The organism is Aeromonas sp. R5-4 (assembly GCF_040908215.1).
In the GTDB taxonomy this organism is placed as follows: Bacteria; Pseudomonadota; Gammaproteobacteria; order Enterobacterales; family Aeromonadaceae; genus Aeromonas; species Aeromonas veronii.
The window spans coordinates 51687-76832 of sequence record NZ_JBFODG010000028.1 but is presented as its reverse complement, the minus strand read 5'-3'; the positions used below and the strand labels follow the sequence as shown (position 1 = coordinate 76832).

Below are 25146 nucleotides of genomic sequence, written 5' to 3'. Positions count from 1 at the left end.
CTTATTCCTTGTCCAGTCGACCTACCAGAGAGAGCTCGAAGCTCGCCCCCATGTACTTGAAGTGCGGGCGCACGGCCATGGCAACCTGGTACCAGCCCGGCTCCCCTTCCACATCCAGCACCTTGATCTGGGCGGCGCGCAACGGACGACGGCTACGGACGTCTGCCGGCGGGTTCTCTTGGTCTGCAACGTACTGCTTGATCCAGCCGTTTAGTTCACGCTCCAGATCCTGACGCTCCTTCCAGGAGCCGATCTGCTCGCGCTGCAGCACTTTGATGTAGTGCGCCAGACGGTTGATGATGAACATGTAGGGCAGCTGGGTACCCAGCTTGTAGTTGGTCTCTGCCTCTTTGCCCTCTTTGGTGTTGGGGAACACCTTGGGCTTTTGTACCGAGTTGGCAGAGAAGAAGGCGGCGTTGTCGCTGTCCTTGCGCATGGTCAGGGTGATGAAACCCTCTTCGGAGAGCTCATACTCGCGACGGTCGGTGATGAGCACCTCGGTCGGGATCTTCGCCTGCAGCTGACCCATCGCCTCATAGACGTGCACCGGCAGATCGTGGATGGCACCACCGCTCTGCGGGCCGATGATGTTCGGGCACCAGCGGTACTTGGCGAAGCTGTCGGTCAGGGAAGTGCCCATCAGATAGGCAGTATTGCCCCACAGGTAGTGGTCGTGATCCGAGCTGATATCTTCCTTGTAGTTGAAGCCCTTGATGGGGTTCTCGGTCGGATCGTAGGGCAGACGGGCCAGGAAACGCGGCGCAGTCAGACCCAGATAGCGGGAATCTTCCGATTCACGCAGGGAACGCCATTTGGTGTAGGCCGGTCCTTCGAACACCGATTTCAGATCCTTGATGGAGGGCAGATCGGTGAAGCTGTCAACGCCGAAGAAAGCGGGGGCGACAGAGGAGATGAAGGGGGCGTGGGCCATGGCACCGACGGCACTGACATACTGCATCAGCTTGATGTCAGGGGAGCTGTGGGTAAAGGCGTAGTCACCGATCACGGCACCGATCGGCTGACCGCCGAATTGGCCGTAGCCGGTAGAATAGACATGCTTGTAGAGACCGGACTGGGTGATCTCCGGGGAAAACTCGAAATCTTCCAGCAGCTCTTCCTTAGTAGCGTGCAGCACCTGGATCTTGATGTTTTCACGAAAATCGGTGCGATCTACCAACAGCTTGAGGGAGCGCCAGGAGGATTCCATCTCTTGCAGCTCTTTGGCATGCAGGATGACGTCCATCTGCTTGCTCAGCTTCTTGTCGAGCTCGACAATCATGCTGTCAACCAATGCCTTGTTGACCGGCTCGCTGGTGGTACCGCTGTCCAGAATGTTGGCGATAAGCGCAGCCACACCCTGCTTGGCAACACTGTACCCCTCATCAACCGGTGTGATGCGAGCCTGCGCCATGATTTCGTCCAGCAAAGAGGACGAGGAGGCTGCACCCGCCCCCGCTTGAACCTGTTCTTCGACCAAAGACATGTTTGTTCCTTTCTCGTCAGTCAATACAACCCGCCGATCACTCGGCAGGCTTGATCAAATCCAGCTCTTTGAGCAGTTGCTCACGAGCCTCATCACTGGACAGCAGATCCTGCAAACGATTGCGGAAAGAAGGGATATTGCCCAATGGCCCCTTCAGGGCAACCAGCGCCTCACGCAGTTCAAGCAGCTTGCGCAGCTCGGGGACCTGTTGGGCAACACTGTCAGGAGTGAAGTCTTCCAGAGACTGGATTTTGATCGAAACCGGCATCTCGTCTTGGCTGTTCTCTTCCAGACGATTGGGAACAGAGAAGTTCAGTTCCAGTGCAGATTCTTTCATGACGGAAGAAAAGTTGTTTTTGTCGATGGAAACGGTTTGGCGCTCCTCGATCGGCGTTTCTTCGGTACGGCCCTTCATATTACCAACCACCATCATAGTCAGCGGAAGTTCAATTTCCGCCTGTTGACCACCGGTTGCCGGTACATATTTGATATTGATACGTTCTTTGGGCGCAACTGTGGCGCCGTCAATTCCTTTTCCCATGCTCTAAATACCAAGTTAAGGGTCACCCAAGACCCTATAGCTTATAGCTTATACCCCTCCCCTCAACTGTAAGATATTACAGTTGAGCCATCCTATGGACGTTCTTGTCAAAGAGGCACTCACCAACGATGCACTTTTGATATATTTCAAGCAAAAGCTCTAGTTATCAAAAGCACAATATTTCTTGTTATTTATCTACAACCCGATGCCTCAACTCAATGGTGTGAGGTCATATTGGCATTAATGCCTATTTTGAGCGGCATGGTATATAGAGAGAATTTGATGGTCAACGAATAATTCTAACTCGAACACATAAAAAACATTAAAACCATTAAAAAACAAATACTTAATAGAGAAATCAATCTTCGCAACAATAAAGACGCTCGCACGATGACTTCACAATAACAACCTGTCATTTATTACAGTTGACCTAGGGTCGCATTAGAAGAATGCGCCATCGAATCACATTATTGATACCGCCTTGATCGCTATGCGAGTGCATGCGTCAAAATCAGTCGTTAAGCCAATCGAATGAATTGAATTAAGTAACGCTAATAATTTGATTCATATGGCTTGCTTGCATTTATGGCCAGTTTAAAAAACAAACAACTATTTATCGAAAACATAAATGACAATCCGTAGTCATCACTCCCCTCATAAATCCAGCCGTAGCGTACAAGCCCCCCCTAATCTACAAGTTATGCAACATTGAATCGCGTTGAGACCAGAACAAGCTATTAGGCTGACAACGCCATGTCCTGCATAACCGCTACACTGGAGCATTTCGCTTGTTTAGGCGCATGCCCCACCAGACCAACTACTAAATGCAACTTTCGCTAAACAACCCACACGTTTGCACCATCATTGATAACGCCCCCGTTCCCTTCACATTGAGAGCATCCTTGCTAATCCTCAGCGCATTCATCAACTCTAACAAGGTATCTAGTCCCCCTTCACTGCCTCTCAAGATGAGGCAGAAAACCCTGCGCATCCCAAATGGCCTGATCGGTGTAGAGGGAGTTGATAAAACTCGGATACGTCGTACCTGTGGACGTGGCAGCACCTGCTACGTAGCCTTGCTATCAACCTGTGAGCCATGATCGCTCACAAGCCTATTGCGCCGAGGCCATTCAGTGATAGGCCGAGACGCGTTCCCATAGTGTTGATTTGAAGAGAATGACGCGATTTGGCATCAGGTAGTATTTGATTGGCTAGTGAAGGCGTGGATATGAGATGGGAGAAGAGTATTCATAACCCAAGTGGCATGACAGGCTATTTCGAGAGCGAGCGTTTCTATCCCGTTGTACAACGCATAAAGACCAACTTTGCGACAGGTTCTTTTTGTTCCTTTTCCGGGTTAGAACTGGATTATTTGCAGCTCAGTGGCTCACCGCTTCGAAGCGGCCGTTGGCAGCCATGCATAACCCCGAACGACTCCCGTGTGGATTATTCCCCTCGTCGGTATAAGAGTTCCGTATAGCAAAAAGCCCTGATGTTTCCATCAGGGCTTTGCAATTTGGCGGTGAGGGAGGGATTCGAACCCTCACTTTTGTATATCACAGCACAAATATAACCTTTATATTCAATGACTTACGCTATCAACATCGTTCATAAAAGCAGCGAGATTGACTCAAGTTATTGCCATTAGATTTCTATATCATTTATAAAGAGAAACTCTGGAATGTCAAGAACATGCTTTCTGACTATCGGAATCATGTTATCGTTTCCTCAAAATGACAAGTCGATTCACATCTCCGTGAACGCTCTGTTAAGAAGTGAGCGGCATTGTTTCCCAAATCAGCCAGCAAGTCATGACTTCGCCAGCCCCAGGTGACCGCTACACTCGGGGCTTTCTGACAGGTAGGCCAAGGGTATTCAGTTTATTTATGGCGCTGACATACGCCATGACTTCTCCCACTTGGCCGTTGTAGTTACGCAGACTGATTTTTCCCGCCAGCAACTGCTTGAACCGATACATCGCCGTCTCGGCCAGTGAGCGACGGTGATACCCCGATATCTTCTTCCAGTGCGCCAACCCTTCTTTGCGCATCACCAGCACGGCCTCATTTCTTGGGTGCCCCTTTTTCCAGAGCCCTGCATTCTTGCGAGGCGGGATACTGGCTGTCGCCCCTTTGCGCGAGATAAGCTGATGGCTGGCTTTGCTGTCGTAGGCGCCATCCGCATAAACACGTCCCAGCTTGCGCCGCAGAGGGTTGAGCAAGGTCGGCAACACCTCGGCGTCATGGACATTTTCCAACGACACTTCCGCCGCCACGATATCGTGGGCCACCGGGTCTACCGCCAGATGCAACTTGCGCCACACTCGCCGCTTCTCGGCGCCGTGTTTTCTGACCTTCCACTCGCCTTCGCCAAACACCTTCAGCCCGGTTGAATCGATAACCAGGTCGGTAATGCCTCCCTTTGGTGGCTGTCGATAAGCCACTGTCACCGTGCGTGCTCGCTTGCTGACACAGCTATAGTCCGGCGCACACAGCGGTACGTTCATCAACTCGAACAGGGAGTCGAGTAGTCCCTGTGTTGCTCGCAGAGTGAGGTTGAAAATCCCCTTGAGCATCAGGAAGGTTGCGATGGTCTGGTCAGTGTAAAGCTGGCTGAGGCCCCGCCGCCCATGATAGTCGTGGTGAAACCAGTTGCTCATGGCCTCGGCATCAACCCAGAAAGTGAGTGAACCACGGTTAATCAAAGACTTGTTGTATTGAGGCCAGTTGGTGATGGGGTGAAGCGACGTGCCCATGATGCAGACTTGAAGGGGATGGTGGTGATCAGATCACCGAACCCTCAGTTAGTTCCATTCAAGCTGCATTGATTTGGGAAACAACGCCCGGCTCACCAAATGAGCCTATTGTTGGTTCTTTATGGTCACGTATGACCATTTAATCAACAGGGGATGCCATGCCTAATCCGGCCGACAAGCTCGATGACTGCCTGCGCTCCCATAGGCGTAGTAATCACATCAGCCGGTTTTTCACCACCTAATCCCCACGCTGAGCGGGTGAGCCATCTCATCGTTTTAGCAGTATCTCCCCGATGTAGGGATATGGCTGCATCCACTGCTAAGGCCACCCAGTAAACGCGATCTCCCTGAGCTGTCGATAAGCTATTGCCCCGTTTGATTTGGCGATTCAGTGTGTCTCGGCTAATGCCAATCATCTGGCAAATTGTTCGGGTATTAGACCCCAATAGCTTGCTCAGTTTGACGACGATCTCAGGAGATACACCAGACACTATGTGTTGATGAGCGGCTAACCAGTTACGTGGTAGACCTAGCGACTCTAGAACAGATAGATTGCTGGTTGTGGGAGATTGCCCAACATAAGTCATGATGAGTCTGTGCCTCCGTTTGGGGGTTGTTGATGGCAGCCAATGCGAATCATCATTCAAGAGTTCATTGGGTCATCGTCTAGTTTGAGAGATCTGTACACTTGGAGAAACTGCTTAACACAAAATCTGTCTTGTATGGGGGTCAGATAAGCTCTAGGTTCCGACTGATCAACCCAAAATCCCGTTCTAGATCATATTCTTTTTCTGAAAACATCATGGCCCCACGCCGTTCCTCTTTCATATTTGCGATGACTTGAAAGAAGCAGCACTCGCACAGATGGACCTCGTACTGTTCACCATCGTGCTGAGAGCCATAACCCCATTGGGCACTCAATGTTCCAAACGAGATGTTTGAACAGTCCGTTTGGCAGCTCTTTTCACAGACATCACAGCGGACATCGCTGACTACCTCTACCTCTTTTATTGCCATAATTTTCATATCTTGCAGCTCCATTTGTGCGGTTAGTCACTTATTGTGCAGCATCTTCCGACAAACGACATCCCCAGCGGGTTCTTTCAATGGTACTAGTTGTGTCATGAGCCGAATGATGGCTATTATCGGTTCATACTGTGAGCCGAATAAGGTGTCAATTCGGCTCATTTGTGGCATTGCACTACTTGCCCGCGACACAGAATCAACGAGGATATCGATGGCAGCAAACTGGATCTGGCAACACGATGAGTGGCCAAATTTTTGCTGGCAAGATAAGCCGTTACTGCCACGGCTACGCATGGTGTACCGCAATCTGGGACTACTCCAGGGCCTTCACTTATCAGCCCACAACACAAAACTAGCGCATCAATCACATGTGCTTGATACGCTACTTGCCAATCTTATTGCTTCATCGGCCATCGAGAATCAACGACTTAATGGGCAATCATTACGTACATCGCTGGCTCGTCACCTTGACATATCGGAACAGGCACCTTACCCCACCTCAGATCGCTCTGATGGATTGGCGGCCATGATTGTTGATGCAATCTATAACACCGATGAGCAGTTGACGCTGGAACGCTTGCTGCAATGGCACCGCTGGCTTTTTCCCGCAGATGACCGGAGATTGCATCAGATACGCGTTGGCCAACTGCGTGGTGATGAGCTGATGCAGGTGATATCCGGAGCACGTGATCGACTCATCGTGCATTTCGAAGCCCCACCACGAGAGGGGCTGGAGCAGGAATTGGCCACTTTCATCGACTGGTTCAGAACCAGTCTCGATGACCCCTGCCTAGACCCATTACTAAGGGCCGCCATCAGCCACATATGGTTTGTCACTTTGCATCCGTTTGATGACGGTAATGGGAGAGTCACCCGAGCCCTAACCGATCTTGCACTCTCTCAGGCCGACAACCAGAGCATCACTCTGTATGCAATGTCGACCGTGATTTTCGAACACCGAGCCGATTACTATCGCGCTCTGGAGCAGACTCAGAGAGGAGGCGTGGATGTCACAGAGTGGCTGGTTTGGTTTTTGGACACACTCAACGTCACGCTGGAACAGGCCCAACAATCATGTACCCATACTCTGGCCCGGAACCGTTTCTGGCTGCGACACGCTAGTGACCAACTGTGCCCTGAACAGGTAATGATCCTACACCGTATGTTAGACACTGATGACGTGCACTGTTTGCAGAGCATTAGTGCTGGCCAGTATCAAGCTATAGCTCAGGTTAGCAAAGCGACGGCAACACGCCATATCACTGATTTACTTGAAAAAAATTGCCTTGAGAAAATATCTGCTGGAGGTAGAAGCACACGTTACAGGCTCTTATTGACAAATATCCTATAAGACGATTCAAAATGTGACTAGTTTCACAGGTATAGCGAAAAACCCATCGATTATGAGCATGTGTGATTGACCACCGTCAGATTGGTTTCTTTATATAGGATGCCTGACGCCAGGTAGAGAATTGGGGAGCAAAACAATGGACCAAACGATAGCTGTTTTGAGCATTGAGCCACTGGGACTGTGGTTGTACGCGGACGGAAAAAAGTTTTTTTTGGAATTTAGACATTTTCCGTGGTTTAGCGGAGCTCCAGTAGCATCGGTGTTTAGTGTTGAACCGTTAGGGGATGACGGAGTACGGTGGCCTGATCTGGACATTGATCTACATCTGGCCAGTATTCAGGATCCGGCTCGATATCCACTCATTAGTCAAGATCCACCAGTAGCCCCCGCAGTAATGGCTGCGGCCATAGCATTACATGATGGTAATGCATCACGTGCACTACGATGGTTGCAGAAACCTGCGATAGCACTTGGGGGCAGGCGTCCGGTTGACTACCAGGATAGCGCCGACCACATCCAGGCCGTGCTCGATCTTATCGGGCGCATCGAGCACGGCGTCCTAAACTAAAGCGGAATCTCGCACCAATTTAAGGCCGGTGTCAGGTGATAACTAGATCTGTACAGATTTGCAGCTTAGCAAATTGAAACGATCTCTATGAATAACACATCCAGTGACCTACTATTCGGAATAACTATTTAAAACTGTACAAACAACCCAATATTATCCATATGCAAATCCTTGATATCCATATACCGATGTCAAGCCAAACTGTTCAATAACAAAACGGTCTTCAACTAACTCTAGTATGACCTTTTCTTTTCTTTCTGATACGAAACTATTAAAAATAATTGCCTCATCAACTGATTGAGGTATCCTTATCTTAATTATGTCATATATGCATAGATTGACCTCGTTGAAGCGAAAATCATCGTTGTAAATATCGAAATCATCAACCGCGAGTGAAATATTATGACTTTTTAGATAGTTCAAACTGGAGATGACATAAACAGCATCAGAATCAATTGATTTTCTTTCAGTGACTTCAACCACTAGCTCAATGGCATTCATTTCCAGTAATTTTTTTGAGACAGCTATAATCGCTATCAAATTAAAGATATTGCATAATTCTCTACGTTCCACATTTATAAATAACTTTGTATTAAAAAGAAATTGTTGATTGTTTAACAGAGTATAAAGTAGATACTCCAATGCAGTACCATTATCAATAGACTCATAATAAGTTGTTAGCTTGTTCGGAATGCAATTTTTTGCTTTTGAAAAATCCAGCAACACCTCATATCCAATCAAAGAATTGTCGCAAGAAACGATTTTTTGAAGTTTGTAGTAAAATTTGGGGTCTATATATGAATACATAAAAGTTATCCAGAGTGAGCAGTAGCAATAACAAGTACAGATTGAAAATGCTCCCTATCTATTGACGTACAAATTAAAAATTATATGACTGAGATCATCTCTCACATGCAAAAATAAAATGAAACCACTATTTATAAATTTATAATCAATAAGTTTTTGAAGTTTTTGCTTCATAGGATTTTAAAGAGGATTGTCAGTTAACTTTCACTATACGTACAAAACATCGGAAAGAGCGTAAAAAAAAATAAATAAAAATTTATTTATTGCTTTAAGATCTTGCTGTGCTTAAAGGATTTGCATTGGTTTGTTTGATATTGCATACACATTATAGGTTAGTATTCAATCAGTTGACGACTGAATGGGCTTTGAACGAGGCCTCTTGGTGTGCTCAGAAAGGAACTTATTGATCATCAAGTGTAAAGCTGGATTGTCGCTCCCCCTGTCGAGAGCTCTCAGGTCAAAGGTTTGCTGACAAACATACCAGGCGTTATAAACGTGACCAGAACCCTCACTTCAGCAAACATTTGGTCCTTAAGGCATTGTGGTTTACTAAGCTCAGTGTAGGTCTGATGAACTGCTTGAATCATACATGTGCTATTGACTATCGGTGATAATCTGAGCCTTTCAGTTCATTGGTTCTGAGTACTACAACTGCTTTTTTGCATGATGGTCTCGGCGACAGCGGTGCACTTGGCAATTCTACAGTTTAATCGCTTACTCATCCCAAGAAGTTTCATTGTGCCAAGGCCTTATTACTCTATTACTCTATTACTCTATTACTCTATTACTCTATTACTAGCGGTATCACTAGTATATGAGCTTGTCATCTGATGCTTTCAAATAATTTTATAGGCTCAGGTTGTTACGCGCCCATATGAGACCCAACTTCCGTAACAATGCTCGCTGAGTGTCCGTAAAAACAACAGTAAAAAAGCAAAGTTGCGCATGAGCAATATCACACGTTTTGCATCCCCCCATAAATCACGCCTGACAGTTTCGTAAAAATGCGCTCATAAACCAATCAATGCGGCAATCAGACAACCAAACGCTCGGTTGGTTTTACTCCTGTTATTACGCCCTCTCCCCATTTTCAGCCCCCCCAAAAAATTTATTATCATTTATTATTTCATTTATCCACCCTGTTCATTGATTATGCGTCTCGCTGCAAGGCTGCAAGACGATTAAATGCATAGAGCCAATAAATCTTTTGTTCTATGTTGTATGACTGTCTAGGCGGCAGCAAATGCAACAATCTAGGCACTAGAAAACACAAATAAGAGAGTCAAAAAAATGAAATTGTCACGAGTCGCTTTTTATACCGCAATGCTCATCTCTTCTGGAGCAACTTACGCCAATGAGCCTCAAATTATTGGAAATCCCTCTGTTTCTACAGAGATATTGACAGTTACAGACTCTAGTGAAACGAAAGCTGAAATCAAAACAGTTGGGGTGTTAGATGTCAGTTATCTCAGAGAAAGTTGGGACAATAAGGTTGCAGATATTGAGGTCAGTGGAGCTAAAAACTTGGCTATACGGTTTGTAGATTCAGATCCAGAAGCAACTCACTGCTCTGTATTGAAGGGACAGCTGAATCAGGAAAATACTGTTCACGTATGCTTTAATTACAAATCGGGAAATGTTGATTTAAATGGAAACAAATATTATAAGGTAGATAAAACCCCCAATGGAAAGGGTTCTATTGTTGTTCGCTCTGGTGGTAAAAATAAAGATGGAAGAACTAATCCACAAGCAGATACTTACCAGATGTCTGTTGAATTGGTCAGCTACACTATTTAACAGAAACATATTACGTATAACATACGTTTTTATTTAATACGGACGAAACACACATACAGTTAAGATGTGTGTTTCGTCTTAATAGGTGAATTAAATGTTGGTTAAGTTGTGTATTTTAATGTCGGCGTGTTTGATTTACATATCTAGTACCCATGCAAATGAAAGTGTGATAGAACAAAAAATAAAGTCATTCTCTCTGAAACTTGGTGTTACCAGATTAATACATAAAACTGATGGTAAAGCAAGCGTACTACCTATTAGCAATGATAATCACTATCCCATCTTGGCTCAAATATCTGTGATACCAGGTAAAGACAATCAGGATCTAAACGCACAGTTTAGTTCTGTGCCACCACTATTCCGCCTTGATAGTAAGCAGAGAGCAAAAGTAAGGATCATTCACTCTGGTGGATCGTTTCCAACCGACCGTGAGTCGCTTTATTGGGTTTGCGTCAAAGGAATCCCACCTAGTGGAAACGATAGCTGGTCAGATAGTTTATCGCCAGATACACCCAAGTTGAATGTGAGCGTAGTAGTCAATAACTGCATTAAACTGTTTGTCCGTCCTAATAGCATTAGCGGGCAAGATGCTTTAGCTATGGCAGAAAAGCTGACATGGCACAGAATAGAAAATAAGCTGACAGGAAATAACCCTACTCCTTTTTATATTAATTTAAGCACCCTAACTGTTGGTGGTGTGACAGTTGATAATATTCAACACATAGCGCCTTTTTCTAGTTATACATTCACTATACCACCAGAGTCAAAAGGTCCTGTACAGTGGAGCGCAATAAATGATTTAGGTGGTAATGGACCTGTTATTAGTAAGCATATTGATTAGTTAACGCCCCAATTTTTAGTACATGTCAGGTTTTCATGAAACTCAGCTTCAATTTATTTTTATTCACAAATGCTATATCTCCTTTGATTGCACATGCAGATTATAACTTTGATTTAAAACTCCTTGGCGAAAATCCAGATATCAATATAAATGAATTTATTAAACAACACCCTCCTGGCACTTATCTAGTTGATATATTAATGAACGATAGAGTGGTAGATACAGGTGAGTACGTATTTGAATCAGATAACCAAGGGAACTTGAATACTTGTCTTAGTAAGGCACAGTTAATAAGCTATGGTATTAACATAGAAGAATACCCAGCCTTGTTTACACCATTCCGACTTGAAAATACTAGATTATTACAAAGAACTACTTCGGAAAGTTGCGCTGATATTTCAGCTATTCCACATGCTAGTGTATGGTTTGATTTTTATGCTCAGCAGCTGAGACTTAGTGTGCCGCAAGTGGCTTTGAAGCAGGATGCACTAGCGATTGTTCCAAATGAATTGTGGGACGATGGTATACCAGCATTTCTAATGAACTACCAGGTCGGATTTAATAGAACCATTCGTAATAATAACAGTATTTCATATAAAAATGATTTATGGTCAGCAACTCTGGAGCCAGGCATTAATTTAGGACCATGGCGGTTACGAAATTCGAGCAGTTGGCAACCAGGCGAATGGCAGTATGCATATACTTATGCAGAGCGTGGCATTAATCGATGGCAAAGTCGGTTAGTGCTTGGTGAACGATTTACATCCTCCACCATCTTTGATGGAGTTCCATTTACCGGAGCTATGTTAGCAACTGATGATGATATGCTGCCTTATGAGCAGCGCATCTATAGTCCAGTGGTGCGTGGAACAGCACGTACTCAGGCAAGGCTAGAAGTAAGGCAGAATGGCTATCTCATTTATAGCACGACAGTTTCACCAGGCCCCTTCGAGTTTAGCGATATCCCCATCAGCGGCTCACAAGGTGATCTTGAAGTAACTATATTAGAAACTGATGGTTCACCTCAGGTATTTAACGTTATCTATGCAATACCTGCTATTGCTCTTCGAGAGGGTACATTTAAATATGATATAGCTGGCGGGCACTATCGGTCAGCAACCCAAGGGGTTGATAAAGTCCCTCTTGGGCAATTATCGTTGATGTATGGTCTGCCTCTTGGCATAACTTTTTATGGTGGTGGTCAGTGGTCATCTAACTATTATTCTCACGCATTGGGTATCGGCAGTGGATTAGGCAATTTTGGCGCATTATCTGTTGATGCAACCAGAGCAAGTTGGGATCAATACGGTTCTAAATCTGAGCATGGGGGTAAGTTACGGCTACTTTATAGCAAACATATTGATTCAACAAACAGCTGGTTATCTATAGAAAAAAACTATTATTCATCCTCAGGATTTCGAACCATGGGGGAAGTTCTGGATAGTAACTCTGAGCAGGAGGCGATTGAAGGGAACAAGTATAACGATTTTATAAAGGAAAATACTTCAATAATAATGGGGCAGTCTCTAGCATCATTTGGTAACCTTAATGTATCGGCTATTTACAGCTCTTACCGTCAATCACGTCCAGCAGATAAATCCTTACGCATCTCTTATAGTGCGTCGTTTAAGAAAACGTCAGTGTCGTTAGATTGGTCAACTAATTATCGTTCTTCATCATCTTGGCAGAACGAGCAACGAGAGCAGTTGTTTGGATTGCGGCTCTCATATCCATTATCGTTTGGATACTCACGACCTGTTTATATGAGTTATCAGCTTAGAGGCAGCGACAAACAACCTTTACAACATGAGCTGGGCGTTAAGGGTTATGCATTTGAAAGACGCATGAACTGGGATTTTCGCGAGCAGATAACCGTGGGAAAAGAACAAGAAAAAAACGAGCGCAGCTTAATTAACTTAGGGTGGAATCATAAGTATGGTCTTATGAATGGAGGTTATGGATACTCGAACAATAGTAAACAAATGAACGCCAATATATCTGGTGGTATTATTCTACATGAAGATGGTCTAACACTGGGACAGCCATTGGGCCAAACCGTAGGGCTTGTGGTTGCACCTGAGGCTAACAATATGGCAGTTGGTTTATGGCCTGGTGTTAGCACAGATGACAGAGGTTATGCTGCGCTAAGCTCTCTAACACCGTACCACTACAATGAGATCTCAGTAGATCCTTCAACGTTGCGTGATGATGTAACGCTCTCAGAAACAGAGAAAAAGGTCGTGCCAACGACTGGGGCTATTGTTCCTGTGCGGTTTACAACTAGAAAAGGAGCAAGCGCCATTATTCATCTTTCTCGCGCAGATGGCTCAATGCCTCCCTTTGGTTCTGTTGCTGTAATTGAGAAAGAAAAGGAAGTTAGAACAGGTATGAGTGTGGGCATTGTTGGTGATCGGGGTAACGTCTATTTGAGTGGTATCTCAAATACAGGACGACTTTTGGTACGCTGGGGGGGCACAGATACAGAAAAGTGCTTTGTTGACTATGATTTATCAACATCTCAATCTAAACTAGGTAACATTTATGAAATGCATGCTGTATGTCAATAAAGTTATGAGGTACTTACCATCACATATAGTTTTTATGCTATGTGTATTGGAATTACTTTATTTTCCATCTGCTAAAGCTGACGAATCTAGTGCATTTATTACGCTTTCCCCACCTATTTTACAAGGAGGGTATTTGAAAGATGGAGATTTAATAACTGATGGCAAAGTTGTGTGCACTGATGGGACGACTCGATCTCGCTTATGGATGGCAAGCGATTACCTATCTCCAGATAGGGATAGCTATGTTGTATATCAGATTAATAACATGCGTGCCAGATTGAATGTTAAGTTGAAAGGTGACGGATGGAGTACCTCTTCTGTCTTGGCTGGAGGAATTATCAATAATAATGCAGGTGTAAGCACAAGTTTTAATATTGTAGCTAACGGCGATCAATATGCTCTACCTGGCGATTATATTCTAAGTGTTGCTGGAGAATGTTTTACCTAGGTGTTATCTACATAACGTGTTGAAAGGTTAATATCATGAACTAGAAGTTGACAGTAAAATACCCCTAGCCTTTCAACACGTACCACGCGCTTAATTAATCTATTGTGGCTGTAGATGAGAGATAAGTCAGTTGGCATGTTTTGACAAGATGAGAAAGCACCGGCGAGCGAACTTAGCCATAGTGAATATCTATTGGTGAATTTGAGGAGTCTGAGATTTTCCGGTAGGTAAGTACTGACGTCAGCACGTTGAAAAATTTATGTACTTCTGAATCGCAGTCTTGGCCTATGTTCTCATCTTGAATCGATTGTGGTATACTAATTAGTCTTTAAGAGACTACCACAAACTTTCTATAAGGCGTTGTCCTGTAAGGTATCATCTAAACGTCCCCCTTGCCTGATATGGAGGTCTACATGTCTTATTCTTTGATAGCTAGGTAAGATTTGGCACACTATTTACTACACTGGTCTGTGTTATGGGTGCCCGGCTTCTGCTTTCTGCTGCGAAAAAGGCTCATCAGATCAACCAGACGATCATTAACTTTCATTGCATAATCAACTATTTCACATGTATGCATATCCTTGAGATCTGGTAGACGGAGAAAACCTTCGTTGGTGACGATATAGGTGATACCTATCATTTAGGCTTCGTTCGATCTAGTGGGCGCAATTGACAATCATATCTTTAGAAAGAGACTCTCTCTCTCTTCTAGTTGCTTCAGCTAAGCTGAAGCCTTGATGCAACACCACCCGAACTAACTTACGTGAAGCCTAGTATAATAGAATTATCTTGATTTTATTAAAAATTTATCGTAGCAACCGGGATGATATGTGAAAGTCAGTTAGCCTAGAAAAAATAAATTTTTGGATCTTCTGGGAAGAAAATCAATAATCCTTCTTCCTTTAATAAGTCAAAAGATAATGTCATATCATCACCAAGAATCCAGCCTGATGATTGCAAAGGCATTTTTCAATAGACATGCATTGTGTGTGATATAATATATGTAAATTATATATCGCATTCAGAAAATAGCATCTATCCTAATTTTTAGATATGAATTTGAATAGCCAGTTATTTTAACAAAACATGTTCACCACAACTAAATCCAACCAATTTTTTAAAAGGGTTAATGTGAGATATTATTTCATCATTTTAATGATGTTGTAATATAGATTTACATAAATTAGGTAGTCCCTAGCCACATCATAATATAAATAGGGGGCATTTTATGATGCAAACAGCTTTCATCATTTATTGAAAGAACTATTCATGTATATTGTTGATTTTTTCAGGCCTGTTACAATCCGTTACTTTGCATGAATTGTATTTATTACCATTATAATTTATTTTTTACTATACTATAATGACAATGCAATCAACCAAAAATGATTTTATGTTAATAAATTCAGAAGCTAGAGGGTTTCATCATGTTAAGTGATAACGTCAAGTTTCTTATTGAAGGCAATAAAATAAAGTCCCTTGATGGTAAATTAGTTAAGCGACTCAGTTATGCTGAAATAGCCATACTAACGGCTTTGATCGATGCGAAAGGAGAGCCTGTAAGTCGCGACATTTTGATTTCTCTTGGGTGGCCAGGTAAAATTGTTGTGCCTAACTCGTTGAACATGGCAGTATTATCTCTTAGAAGGTCTCTTGATGCTTTAGGGCTATCGGAACATGTAGTTACAGTTCCTCGGTTTGGATTTCTCTTGGCTCAACACAATTTATTCCAATGTGTTAATGTTCATGAAAACATTATTTCTGACGCTGACGCTGACGCTGACGCTATAATTTACAGTAATTTATTAACAGTTGATAAAAAAAATCATGAAACTTATCCATTGCATATTACAGAGCCGATAGGCTTGTCATCTCAAAAAACTGATGTGATAAGAGAAAGCAAACAAAAATTAAAATATGCGGTTATTGTTTCTCTATGCCTATTTAATTTTTTCGTTTTATCAACGTATAATTCACACACACCTAGGCTGGTATGTGATACATTTTATAGTAAGACTATAGTTTGCGCCAATAGCTTTGATGATAATTTGAGAGATGCAATAAAGATATATTTATCAAAGTCAGATTTTAATGATGTTCGTGGCATTTTTGCAGAAAAAAACCCACACCATGAAAATGGTTATAAGTTTTATTTATGGGATATAGAGTGAGCTTTACATGAAAAAAGTTAAATTGCTCCTTGGTTGTTTAATAATTACATTTTCCATTTATCTCATCCTACCATTCATCAATGGTTTGGGCTGTAACTTTACATTTCAAGCAAAAGGAGAGCACATTACGCAAATTGGAAAATGTAAGGCGGGTGTACTAACTACCTTTTATCAGGTGCCCGGTTATGGCAAGTCATCTTATAATCGTTACGTATATGGTACTTTGGGAAATACATCATATCTAATAAGAATAAATAAAGAGCGTCTTGAACAACGACTCTCCCACGAGTCAGTTAAAAACTCATTTGAAGATCACCATCACATGTTTAGTCTGTATGATGGAGATATGCTATATATAAACAAGAACATTTGTATAATAGATGGAAAGTGTCTAGTTATAACAGGAAATCCTATAGAAAATGTCTATGAGATGACTTACGAAGGTAATTTGAGTTTTATAAGTCATCTGCTAGGTAATGCTTTTATTACTCCATAGCGGGACATAAGAGAAAGTTCATACAGCTAAGCTGGATTGAAAATTGGTCATGCATGTGGACTCATATCTTCCAGAGAAGTTACTTTGTCGCAAAGGTGGACTAGCCCCAAGACGTTAGACATACTCTGTTATTTCTAAGGCCTCATTAATTACACCAACAAAATAATTATGGCGTCGCTCTCTTTTATAGAGAACTTCAATCTAATCGAAAATATCGGTGCAAAAAGATCTCGGGTTTTGCATATCCGTTTTCTGACGCTCTGCGCTGTCAGTAAACTGGAAAATATTCAGCTGCAACATCAAAGCATGGAAATTTAATGCTTGCAGGGACTATAAATCACCAATAAAAGAAGCTACCATCAAATATGGATCATATGCTCGCAGAGCAATATAAATAAACATCAATTCTTGTCCTTCTATTTTATAGATATGATTCTGATACGGAAAATCAACTGATTGATTCTATTGTAAATAATGACATCAATGCTTGAATGACACGTTCTAGTTGTTTTCAATGTGATTCACATTTTACATTGAAAACAAAGGCTCTGTTGTTTATTTAAGAATCATAATGCATTTTAAATGCAATTTCTAAAATAAGCACTAGGCGCTCTTGTACATGAAAGGGGGATATGTAAGGGTGGTAATTCTGGATGCAATCTATTTGTATGGAGATGGTATTCACCTGACAATTGTAGTGGTCAACTAAATCCGGACACTTGGTTAGGCCGAACCTCGACTCTCTTTCAAACTTCCTGTGGCATGTGGCTATTTCTATCCTGATTTTGTGTGTGAATTGACTGATGGTCGTTTGCTGGTTGTCGAATACAAAGGTCAACACCTGCAAGATAACGCGGATAGTCGGGAGAAAGCAGCAGTTGGAGCACATTGGGAGAAAACCAGTGGTGGGCAATGCCTTTTCTTGATGGCAACGGCAGACAATAAAGGGGCTAATGTATCAAGCCAAATTAACTGAAAATCGATGCTAGATAGACAATGTTTGGCCTCGTAAAAAAATCGAGGCGTTATACCAAATCTAACAAATAAAAAGGGACTGCAAACGCGCTGCGCTTTCAGTCCCGCTTATTTTAAGATTACTACTTTCATCAGATGTGCATTTCACGTTATTGGTGAAGGTGTTTTAACCTCATACATATCATGTTCAAACTTCTTACACATCAATAAGATTGATGGAGCAAGCCAGACTAACTTTCAATAGTTAGTTTTGCTCGAACCAACATCAATAATGGCTATACTTTTACTCTTGAGAGTACATTTATCGCCATTTTGTAATTTTCTATAATAGTAGATTCATTCACATTGTCAGCCCCCATCTCTGCGAGGAAATTCTCAGCAGATTGGTAGTCTCCACCTGGCATATAGTAACTAGGCATGTTGCTACGGGCCCAATCAGAATGTACTTGATCATAAGTAACAGTACTACCATTCTCATCATTGTAAAATGCATCAGCGAGATCATCATAATATGTCTTAATAGACACATCATCTAATGCTCTTGCAACATGCGTTGCAATGTCCTTATTTACAAGGACAAACGGGGGAAAATCATGAAGTTCATACATATAGTTACTATTTTTGAGCACCACATGCTTATCAAGGGCACAGGTGTTTTCATTCAGGTTATAGGCCCCCATCAAAAGGACGAGTGCATTATTAATAACCTCAGATTCAATCGCACAGACGTCATCATTAACTTTTTCAATCATAATACAACCTCATATATTAACGAAGATTTTTCAGCACTTGTGTTTATCTATTGGTAGGTTGAAGACCTACCCCAAAGCAATGAGTTTATTGCCAAATAAAAACTTATAGGTTAACGCAAAACACATTCACTATTTGTAGGTGTAAATGTATAGCGCGCGCCTAGTTGCAGTTAATTTAGGTTGATTTCATGCAAATGGCAATAGCAATTATCAAAAATATCTAAAATATTTTTTCCATTAAATTTTAACTGATTTTTCGCTCTCTTTTCATTGTCTATAGTGAGAAGTTTAAAACAATGAAAATCAAAAAAAATCACACGGAGAAAAGTCTTTTTCGTGGAAAAAAAATAATGGGGTTTCACATAATTATTTCCAACATAAAAAGTAAAAAAACAGTATAAAAATCTCGCCAAAAAATCATGAGTTCATGAAAAAAAAGCTTAGATGTTCTGGAAAAAAACCGTGGCTTTTTTACGTGTGTAAACTGAGATTTCTATGAACCTACATGAGCAAAAAATCGATTACTAACAGACTACCCCTTGCTCGACCAAGAACAAGTGTGGCGAGCGTGACGGTGAGATGCACCAGACCAAGAAAGGCAATCAATGGTACTTCGGCATGAAGGCTCATATAGGTGTCGATGCCAAGAGTGGCCTTACGCACAGTCTGGAGACCACGGCAGCCAATGAGCATGACCTCAATCAAGTGGGAAATCTGCTCCATGGCGAGGAGGCATTTGTGTTCGCTGACGCAGGATATCAGGGTGCGGAAAATCGTGAAGAGCTGGCGGATGTAAAGGCACAATGGGCGATTGCGATGCGACCTGGCAGGCTCAAGGAGCTCAACAAGCATCCGCGAAAAAATAAGGCTGTGATTGCCTTTGAGAGGCTCAAATCCAGCATCCGCGCCAAAGTGGAGCCCCCGTTTCAGATCATCAAACGTCAGTTTGGCTTTGTGAAGGCGCGGTTCAAGGGGCTGCGCAAGAACGACAACCAACTGGCGATGTTGTTTACGCTGGTGAATCTGTTTCGCGTGGACCAGATGATACGGGCATGGGATAGCTGTGCCCCAAAATCGAGATAAGCCTCGAAAATGAGGCTAAATGGCGCTTAATAGCCGAATACTTGCGGCCAAAAGTTAGGTTTTTGGAGTGATGGGCATTTCAAATGCGGACAAAGAGCTCGTGGTGAAGGTGCGATCCAGTTGTTCGCACCTTCCCTAGACTAACTGCTTGCGACACAAATCCCGCTATCCCGCAACATTCCATCCGAACACCGTGCGACAGTGGAGTGAAACACATCGCTGAGGTCGTAAACCGGATCGTGGAGCAAATTAAATTCAGTCACCAGTAGATCCAGTCGATCCAGCAGATGGTGTGGGATTGCACCCAGCAGGTGGTTACGCAGATACTGGGTCATCTGGAAAAAGTCCTTGCCCGATAACAGGGGGGTGTCCAATCGAATCAGCTCCATAAACGATTGTGGATGGCTAGACGGGTCGATGATATAGCCGCTGACCTGATAGGTGTAGGTACGAGCCCGTAGTAGTCTGTTTTCCTGGCATCTATGCCCATCCTCTGGCTGCGTATAGCACTGCTCCCGGGGTGGCTGCGGGATAAACTCGAGATGCGGCAGATCGGGATGACCCAGCAGGATCAGTTGGGTGATCAGGCAGTGTCGAACGTCGGCGCTACCACTGCCAGAATTAAAACCAGCCTCGACGCTGTCACGTCGCAGTTGGTTGAAATGTTTAGCCAGCAAAATGGGTTGGTTATAGGATCTTTTGTCGGAAAATGGAATTTCATATCCGGGCTTGGTGACATAGCCGTTTAGGTGGTAGATGAATGGGCCGATGAAAGGTTTTCGAGTAAGAATTATCATGATTAGTCCAGTGGGGGCAATCGGCAGATGGCTGCCGTGTTGATGATAGTAGTGCAGGTGATCGTTACGTTTAGATTTAAATAAAGCTACCAACTCTGATAACACTCAGACCTCTATAACAATCATCCTATTTGGATGATATTGGAGCAGAACCCGATCACCAGCCCCACGAAAAAATCGTATAAATAGAGATATTGAAATTTTTAAATTTCTCCCGCCATTTCAAACTCCTATCGCATAGTCTATCGCATAATTGATCCATCATGAGTCGTCATTGGGTATCTAAGATAGTGCCCACGGTAAACCGAGACACTGCCATCTGTCAAGCGACAAAAATGGATCATGCCATTGATTTTAAAGGAGTTTTTTATTGAAAAAATAATTGTACAAATTTCGTTCTTGGTTGTTTTTTGCTCTTCCTGAGTGTTGATTGCACAACATTTGACCTATAACATGCCCATAAACAGAATGGACTTGGTTGGGATGGTAAAATATCGATAATGCGGTAGTCATTACATGTGGATGATATGCTCGAAGAGCAATATAAATAAAAACATTTTTGCCATTCGATTTAATGGATATGAGGCTTAAAAAGAACATAAACAGACGAATTCCTGCATATAGCAGGACATCAATTCTTGAATGACATGTTCTAGTTGTTTTCAATGTGATACATATTTTATTTTGAAAACAAAGGCTCAATTGTTTATTTCAGAATCATAATGCATTTAAAATGCAATGTCTAAAATAAGCACTAGGCGCTCTTGTGCATGAAAGGGGGATATGTAAGGGGGGTAATTCTGGATGCAATCTATTTATAGATAGAGGTTCATTACACTCTTGCATCCAGATGGTAGAGATTGTGTGTTTAGACTGATACATCAGTGAGTAAATCTGTGGCGATGTACTCATACGTTTTATCCGGCCTCCTTTCCCGCCGAATCCAAGTATTTGATACGCATTTTCTGATATAGTTTTTTGCCTGCCGTTCCTGTATGGAAAATTCTGCACAAAAGGAGTTCACTAACTCGGCTGCTGATACAGAGGTATGCCCACTCAGAGCTTTTTTCAGGGAAGTTAATAATGTGTTGTTATCACTATCATTCGCGCTGACGAATATCAGATGTTCTGTTCGGTTTAATAAAATCTCATCAGGAGTTTCAACCGCTCTCGAACTAAATCTGAGGCTGAATCTAGCCCCCTGCCCATCCCGTAATGCTAGTGACATAACGCCATCAGCCTCACCATGAATGGATGATGCCCCCCTGATACCAGCAGCGCCTGCGTTGTAACCCTCCGCTCCTGGCGAGGATTTTCTTGCATGATGCACAACAATGTGGGCTACGGGTTGACTTATTTTTCTGATGGACCGCATCACCTGGCCCATCATGCTATTATCATTTTCCACCGCCGTATGCATCCTGGCTAGTACATCCCAAATAATCAGGTCAGGCTGGATCTCATTCACGATGGAGATCATTTTTTTCGCCTCTACAGGATCCAATACATCCGTTGTCTGGAAATCACCACACCGGAAAAAATTCCGCTCAATTGTTTGGTCAGTCACATTATTATGTGCTGTCATGGTTAAAAAGCGTTTCCAAAACAACCGATCTTTTAGCTCAAAATCCATATACAACACTCGTGCTGGAGTTTGATTCTTCCAGTTGAGGAACTGTCCTCCACTGGCGATGGCCAATGCGAGCTGCGTTGCGAGCAGCGATTTGCCTGATTTGGGGGCACCATTGATGATCCACTGATCACCCTGCTCAATCAGTTCGTCCAACAACCAAACCGGTTTTTGCTCACTGGCAATCCGCCCCTCACTAACCCCCCAAGCCCACATTTTATTCTGGAGCATACAGACTCTCCCCCCAAAAAAGGTTATTATTGTTTGTTGTTTTTATATATCGATAGTAGATATTCATTATTGCTATTTATAAAAATAAACATTGCAAATAATCTTTTATTGATGATGTTCCGTAAATATAAAAAACAAACGCCATTCAGAATATTTTACAAAGAAAGATCTGAATCCATTTCATGACGTGCAGTCCTCTGGCCAGAGTGCTCGTGCTGAGATTTTAATGCATACTCTCCAGGCCTCATCCTGAAACGTGCAATTTTTTTGGCTGCTAATATAGGGTTATCCATTATGATTCTAAGACCTCGAGTAGCAATCTCACCGACCTCTGCGTACTCTCTACGGAGCCGCTCAAGGTCTGAACCTGCTCCTGCAACTGTTCGAGCGAAACGCTCATCTGATGAATGGAGTTCTCGGCAGAGACGTTGCTGTCGCTGGTATGCGTGTTCAAATGCTGCACCATGGTCAGCAAGACCTGATGGTCGTTCATTATCTGCTGCTGTGTGACATGCTGCGATTGAACCTGCTCCCTGAGCGTTGCTATCGAGCTCATCTGCTCGGTGTTGATAAAACTGAGCAACTCTAATAATTGTTTCTCTAAATTCATGATTCACTCCTAGTAATGCTAAAATAGCGCTCAAAATTTTCATCAGCAGTTGAATTAATGCCTTTTCGGTGTCTACTGTTAGGGTTCCCTCAGGGTTAATTGGGGTCAGTGTGTAACCTGCATATAGCTGCATCTGCTGTTGCCAAAAAAGCGCATTTGTTGGCTGTTTGCGATGTCTCTGGGTTATCACTGCGGCCATACCTGTCGGTCGTCTCACAGGCCTCGGAGAGGGCATTGGGTGCAGCGTCTCAGTGACGTTATAGCGGCTCTGATTGAAGGCCCGGCGTTTGGCTATCCGCTCCTCAATCTGCTGCCAGAGTGCATCCAACGACGGTTGTGGAGGCGTTGTTATCGTCAGCGTCGGTCTCACCACATCAATACTGGTAAACGCACGGCTAAATAAAGGTCCTTTCAGCCGAAAAGCCTTGATCTTTCCCTCTGGCACAATCCGTATGTAATCCTTTTTAGCCTCGACTTCGCTAATACCATACATTTGTCGAGTCTGAGGTTGCTCCAGCCAATCAATCACAGCTTGTCGGTTACATAACTGACCCTGAGTTACCCGTAACTGCACCGCATCAGATAACGCTGCAATCAAGTCCGCATTTTTACTGTACCGTGGTATTGTTCCTGTCAGCCTCTGGCGTCGCGGATCATCTGGACGTGCGAGGTTATATTTCAGGTTGAGGTAATCACGGATCGCATTAAAATCTCCTTCCGCACCTGGTGGGTGAGGGTTGAAATATTTTCCAGTGCGCAGATTAATCCGTGGGATTAAAAAATGATTCTCCAGATTTTGTTCATGCGTATGTTGTACCCACAAGATCATCCTGTCCTCTATGGGTAATCCCGCAAAAACCAGCTCCTCCATCAATGCACGAAATTCTTGAGCAATATCAGGATTGGAACTCAGCGTCTGGTTGTCCTCAATTGCATGTGCAATGACACCGCTGGTGTATTTATATTTATGTGGCGATATCTCGATTGCATAAGCAATGTCTCGTGGATTTCCAGCCAACAGCTCAGGTGGTGGAGTCCGTTGTACACCATGGATCAGTCTCAGTTGTTGGTTCAACCGATGAACCAATGGAGCGTCATTTTTATCACGAGCAACCCTAATCGCATCAGCGATTGTACTACGCTCATTTTTTTGTTGCGGCGTCAGAGCGCTGTAGATACCCAGTAGGTAATCTATTGGGGCGCTGGACTTAGTCTGGCGATGCCCATTGGTTGCAAAAAATCTAATCACCGCCATAGCTCATGCTCCTCATACTCACTCTCGATTAATGCTGGATTTACCTCCACTGCATCCTCGTCATCCTCACCTGAGTGTGACCATGTAGTGTCTGGGGTCGCAGTATCGCTTTTGTCATGGCGTATAACCCGAGATGGCTGTGTTAATTGTGGTGATAACATCTCGTTGATTTTATCAACCTGCTCTTTATGTTGTTTTTCTAGTTCCCTGAGTTCGCATAAAATAAAAAGTAGATTTACATCGCCCTTATGGGAGTTACACCATTTTACCAGCTGATTGAAATTGTTATAAAACCCGGTCTGTTGCGCAATAAGATTATTTATTGTGTCGCGTAATGTTTCTGCTGGAGAAATGACGATTTTCAATTTTGTGAGAGATTGAGATGCTAACCTCGATACAGTGATGCTTGCATTTTTAGCCTTTTTCTCCCAACGACGTTTTTCCTCATATGTGCAGCGTAGCTCGATTCGATGATCACGGATCTCTGTAAAACTCGGCAGCATTTGTCGAACGATGTCTGTATCCATATTTACATCTCTAGCTATACCGTTAATAGTGACAGCGACATCGTCATTGATGCACCTGATAACGGCCCTTTCAATGAGCAGCATGAGATCAGGATCTCTTGTCAGCTCCTCACGTAAAGTATTATTTTTGCTATTCCTTAATTTTTTATTTTCTTTTCCCACGTATTGTCTCCTGGCTGCTGAACAGCTCTAATTTATATATTTATTTAGCGGGTCTGGGCGGCAGCCCAGGTAGGTCCAGGGCGACAGCCATGGCAAGGCTCCGTACACCGTACATTGCGGAACGCAATTTGTACGGTGTAGGAGTGACCTTGCTCTTTTTATTAAAAGCAATAAACTGCCTGATTAGATAGTAGCGTCAACGATAGTTTTTAGCTGCAACGATACCGTACACACTTAGATCATATTAACCCGATAACTCTCTTTAATTTATGC

At 43.3% G+C, this 25146-nt stretch carries 19 protein-coding genes and 1 pseudogene; 9 read left to right on the top strand and 11 right to left on the bottom strand.

The features are described 5' to 3' along the window. Position 1: 1 nt before the first annotated feature. The 5 genes from tssC to AB5Y83_RS14055 all read right to left on the bottom strand — a co-directional run bounded on the left by tssC (position 2) and on the right by AB5Y83_RS14055 (position 5805). Positions 2–1483, bottom strand: a complete 1482-nt coding sequence (gene tssC, locus AB5Y83_RS14075) for a type VI secretion system contractile sheath large subunit (protein WP_064336282.1) — start codon at positions 1481–1483, stop codon at positions 2–4. A gap of 37 nt (positions 1484–1520) precedes the next feature. Further along, the gene (gene tssB / locus AB5Y83_RS14070; protein ID WP_021230530.1) at positions 1521–2024 is read right to left on the bottom strand and encodes a type VI secretion system contractile sheath small subunit; all 504 of its coding nucleotides are present in this window, start codon (positions 2022–2024) and stop codon (positions 1521–1523) included. A 1837-nt stretch (positions 2025–3861) separates the two neighbouring features. After that, on the bottom strand, positions 3862–4779 hold the full coding sequence (locus AB5Y83_RS14065; protein ID WP_368175368.1) for an IS5 family transposase: 918 nt from the start codon (positions 4777–4779) through the stop codon (positions 3862–3864). A gap of 143 nt (positions 4780–4922) precedes the next feature. Beyond that, positions 4923–5366 carry an antitoxin Xre/MbcA/ParS toxin-binding domain-containing protein gene (locus AB5Y83_RS14060; protein ID WP_368175367.1) on the bottom strand — a complete coding sequence of 148 codons (444 nt, stop codon included), beginning with the start codon at positions 5364–5366 and terminating at the stop codon, positions 4923–4925. Between the two features lie 142 nt (positions 5367–5508). Next, the gene (locus AB5Y83_RS14055) at positions 5509–5805 is read right to left on the bottom strand and encodes a hypothetical protein (RefSeq protein WP_368175366.1); all 297 of its coding nucleotides are present in this window, start codon (positions 5803–5805) and stop codon (positions 5509–5511) included. Positions 5806–5911: 106 nt separating this feature from the next. Here AB5Y83_RS14055 and AB5Y83_RS14050 point away from each other — a divergent pair, with 106 nt between their 5' ends. Together AB5Y83_RS14050 and AB5Y83_RS14045 are read left to right on the top strand one after the other, a co-directional pair. Continuing rightward, positions 5912–7156 carry a Fic family protein gene (locus tag AB5Y83_RS14050; protein ID WP_368175365.1) on the top strand — a complete coding sequence of 415 codons (1245 nt, stop codon included), beginning with the start codon at positions 5912–5914 and terminating at the stop codon, positions 7154–7156. 136 nt (positions 7157–7292) lie between these two features. Next, positions 7293–7724 carry an antitoxin Xre/MbcA/ParS toxin-binding domain-containing protein gene (locus AB5Y83_RS14045; protein WP_368175364.1) on the top strand — a complete coding sequence of 144 codons (432 nt, stop codon included), beginning with the start codon at positions 7293–7295 and terminating at the stop codon, positions 7722–7724. 153 nt (positions 7725–7877) lie between these two features. Here the strand turns inward: AB5Y83_RS14045 and AB5Y83_RS14040 are convergent, their stop codons facing one another. Continuing rightward, positions 7878–8531 carry an EAL domain-containing protein gene (locus AB5Y83_RS14040; RefSeq protein ID WP_368175363.1) on the bottom strand — a complete coding sequence of 218 codons (654 nt, stop codon included), beginning with the start codon at positions 8529–8531 and terminating at the stop codon, positions 7878–7880. A gap of 1290 nt (positions 8532–9821) precedes the next feature. Here AB5Y83_RS14040 and AB5Y83_RS14035 point away from each other — a divergent pair. The 6 genes from AB5Y83_RS14035 to AB5Y83_RS14010 all read left to right on the top strand — a co-directional run bounded on the left by AB5Y83_RS14035 (position 9822) and on the right by AB5Y83_RS14010 (position 16851). After that, entirely contained in the window at positions 9822–10328 is a 507-nt protein-coding gene (locus AB5Y83_RS14035; protein ID WP_368175362.1) for a hypothetical protein, read from the top strand. 94 nt (positions 10329–10422) lie between these two features. Next, positions 10423–11169, top strand: a complete 747-nt coding sequence (locus AB5Y83_RS14030) for a fimbria/pilus periplasmic chaperone (RefSeq protein WP_368175361.1) — start codon at positions 10423–10425, stop codon at positions 11167–11169. Positions 11170–11204: 35 nt separating this feature from the next. Beyond that, positions 11205–13736: a fimbria/pilus outer membrane usher protein gene (locus tag AB5Y83_RS14025; protein WP_368175360.1), complete on the top strand. Its 2532-nt coding sequence runs from the start codon at positions 11205–11207 to the stop codon at positions 13734–13736. Continuing rightward, the gene (gene afaD, locus AB5Y83_RS14020; RefSeq protein ID WP_368175359.1) at positions 13711–14184 is read left to right on the top strand and encodes an AfaD family invasin; all 474 of its coding nucleotides are present in this window, start codon (positions 13711–13713) and stop codon (positions 14182–14184) included. Before AB5Y83_RS14025 ends, afaD begins: the two co-directional genes overlap by 26 nt. Positions 14185–15611: 1427 nt before the next feature. After that, a complete protein-coding gene (locus AB5Y83_RS14015) occupies positions 15612–16355 on the top strand; it encodes a transcriptional regulator (RefSeq protein ID WP_368175358.1) in 744 nt (247 codons plus the stop codon). Between the two features lie 7 nt (positions 16356–16362). Continuing rightward, entirely contained in the window at positions 16363–16851 is a 489-nt protein-coding gene (locus AB5Y83_RS14010; protein WP_368175357.1) for a hypothetical protein, read from the top strand. Positions 16852–18101: 1250 nt separating this feature from the next. Here the strand turns inward: AB5Y83_RS14010 and AB5Y83_RS14005 are convergent. Continuing rightward, positions 18102–18578 (bottom strand): hypothetical protein, encoded by a 477-nt coding sequence (locus tag AB5Y83_RS14005; protein ID WP_201923109.1) that lies wholly within the window; start codon positions 18576–18578, stop codon positions 18102–18104. A gap of 543 nt (positions 18579–19121) precedes the next feature. On the opposite strand from AB5Y83_RS14005, the pseudogene AB5Y83_RS14000 reads away from it, so the two are divergent. Further along, a pseudogene (locus AB5Y83_RS14000) lies at positions 19122–19661 on the top strand (IS5 family transposase); the annotation flags it as partial. A 140-nt stretch (positions 19662–19801) separates the two neighbouring features. Here AB5Y83_RS14000 and AB5Y83_RS13995 read toward each other — a convergent pair. The 4 genes from AB5Y83_RS13995 to AB5Y83_RS13980 all read right to left on the bottom strand — a co-directional run bounded on the left by AB5Y83_RS13995 (position 19802) and on the right by AB5Y83_RS13980 (position 24873). Continuing rightward, complete coding sequence (locus AB5Y83_RS13995) at positions 19802–20563, bottom strand: hypothetical protein (RefSeq protein WP_368175356.1); 762 nt, start codon at positions 20561–20563, stop codon at positions 19802–19804. A 763-nt stretch (positions 20564–21326) separates the two neighbouring features. After that, the gene (locus AB5Y83_RS13990; protein WP_368175355.1) at positions 21327–22319 is read right to left on the bottom strand and encodes an AAA family ATPase; all 993 of its coding nucleotides are present in this window, start codon (positions 22317–22319) and stop codon (positions 21327–21329) included. 155 nt (positions 22320–22474) lie between these two features. After that, a complete protein-coding gene (locus AB5Y83_RS13985; RefSeq protein WP_368175354.1) occupies positions 22475–24184 on the bottom strand; it encodes a relaxase/mobilization nuclease domain-containing protein in 1710 nt (569 codons plus the stop codon). Then, complete coding sequence (locus tag AB5Y83_RS13980; RefSeq protein ID WP_109113091.1) at positions 24175–24873, bottom strand: hypothetical protein; 699 nt, start codon at positions 24871–24873, stop codon at positions 24175–24177. Before AB5Y83_RS13980 ends, AB5Y83_RS13985 begins: the two co-directional genes overlap by 10 nt. Between the last annotated feature and the right edge of the window lie 273 nt (positions 24874–25146).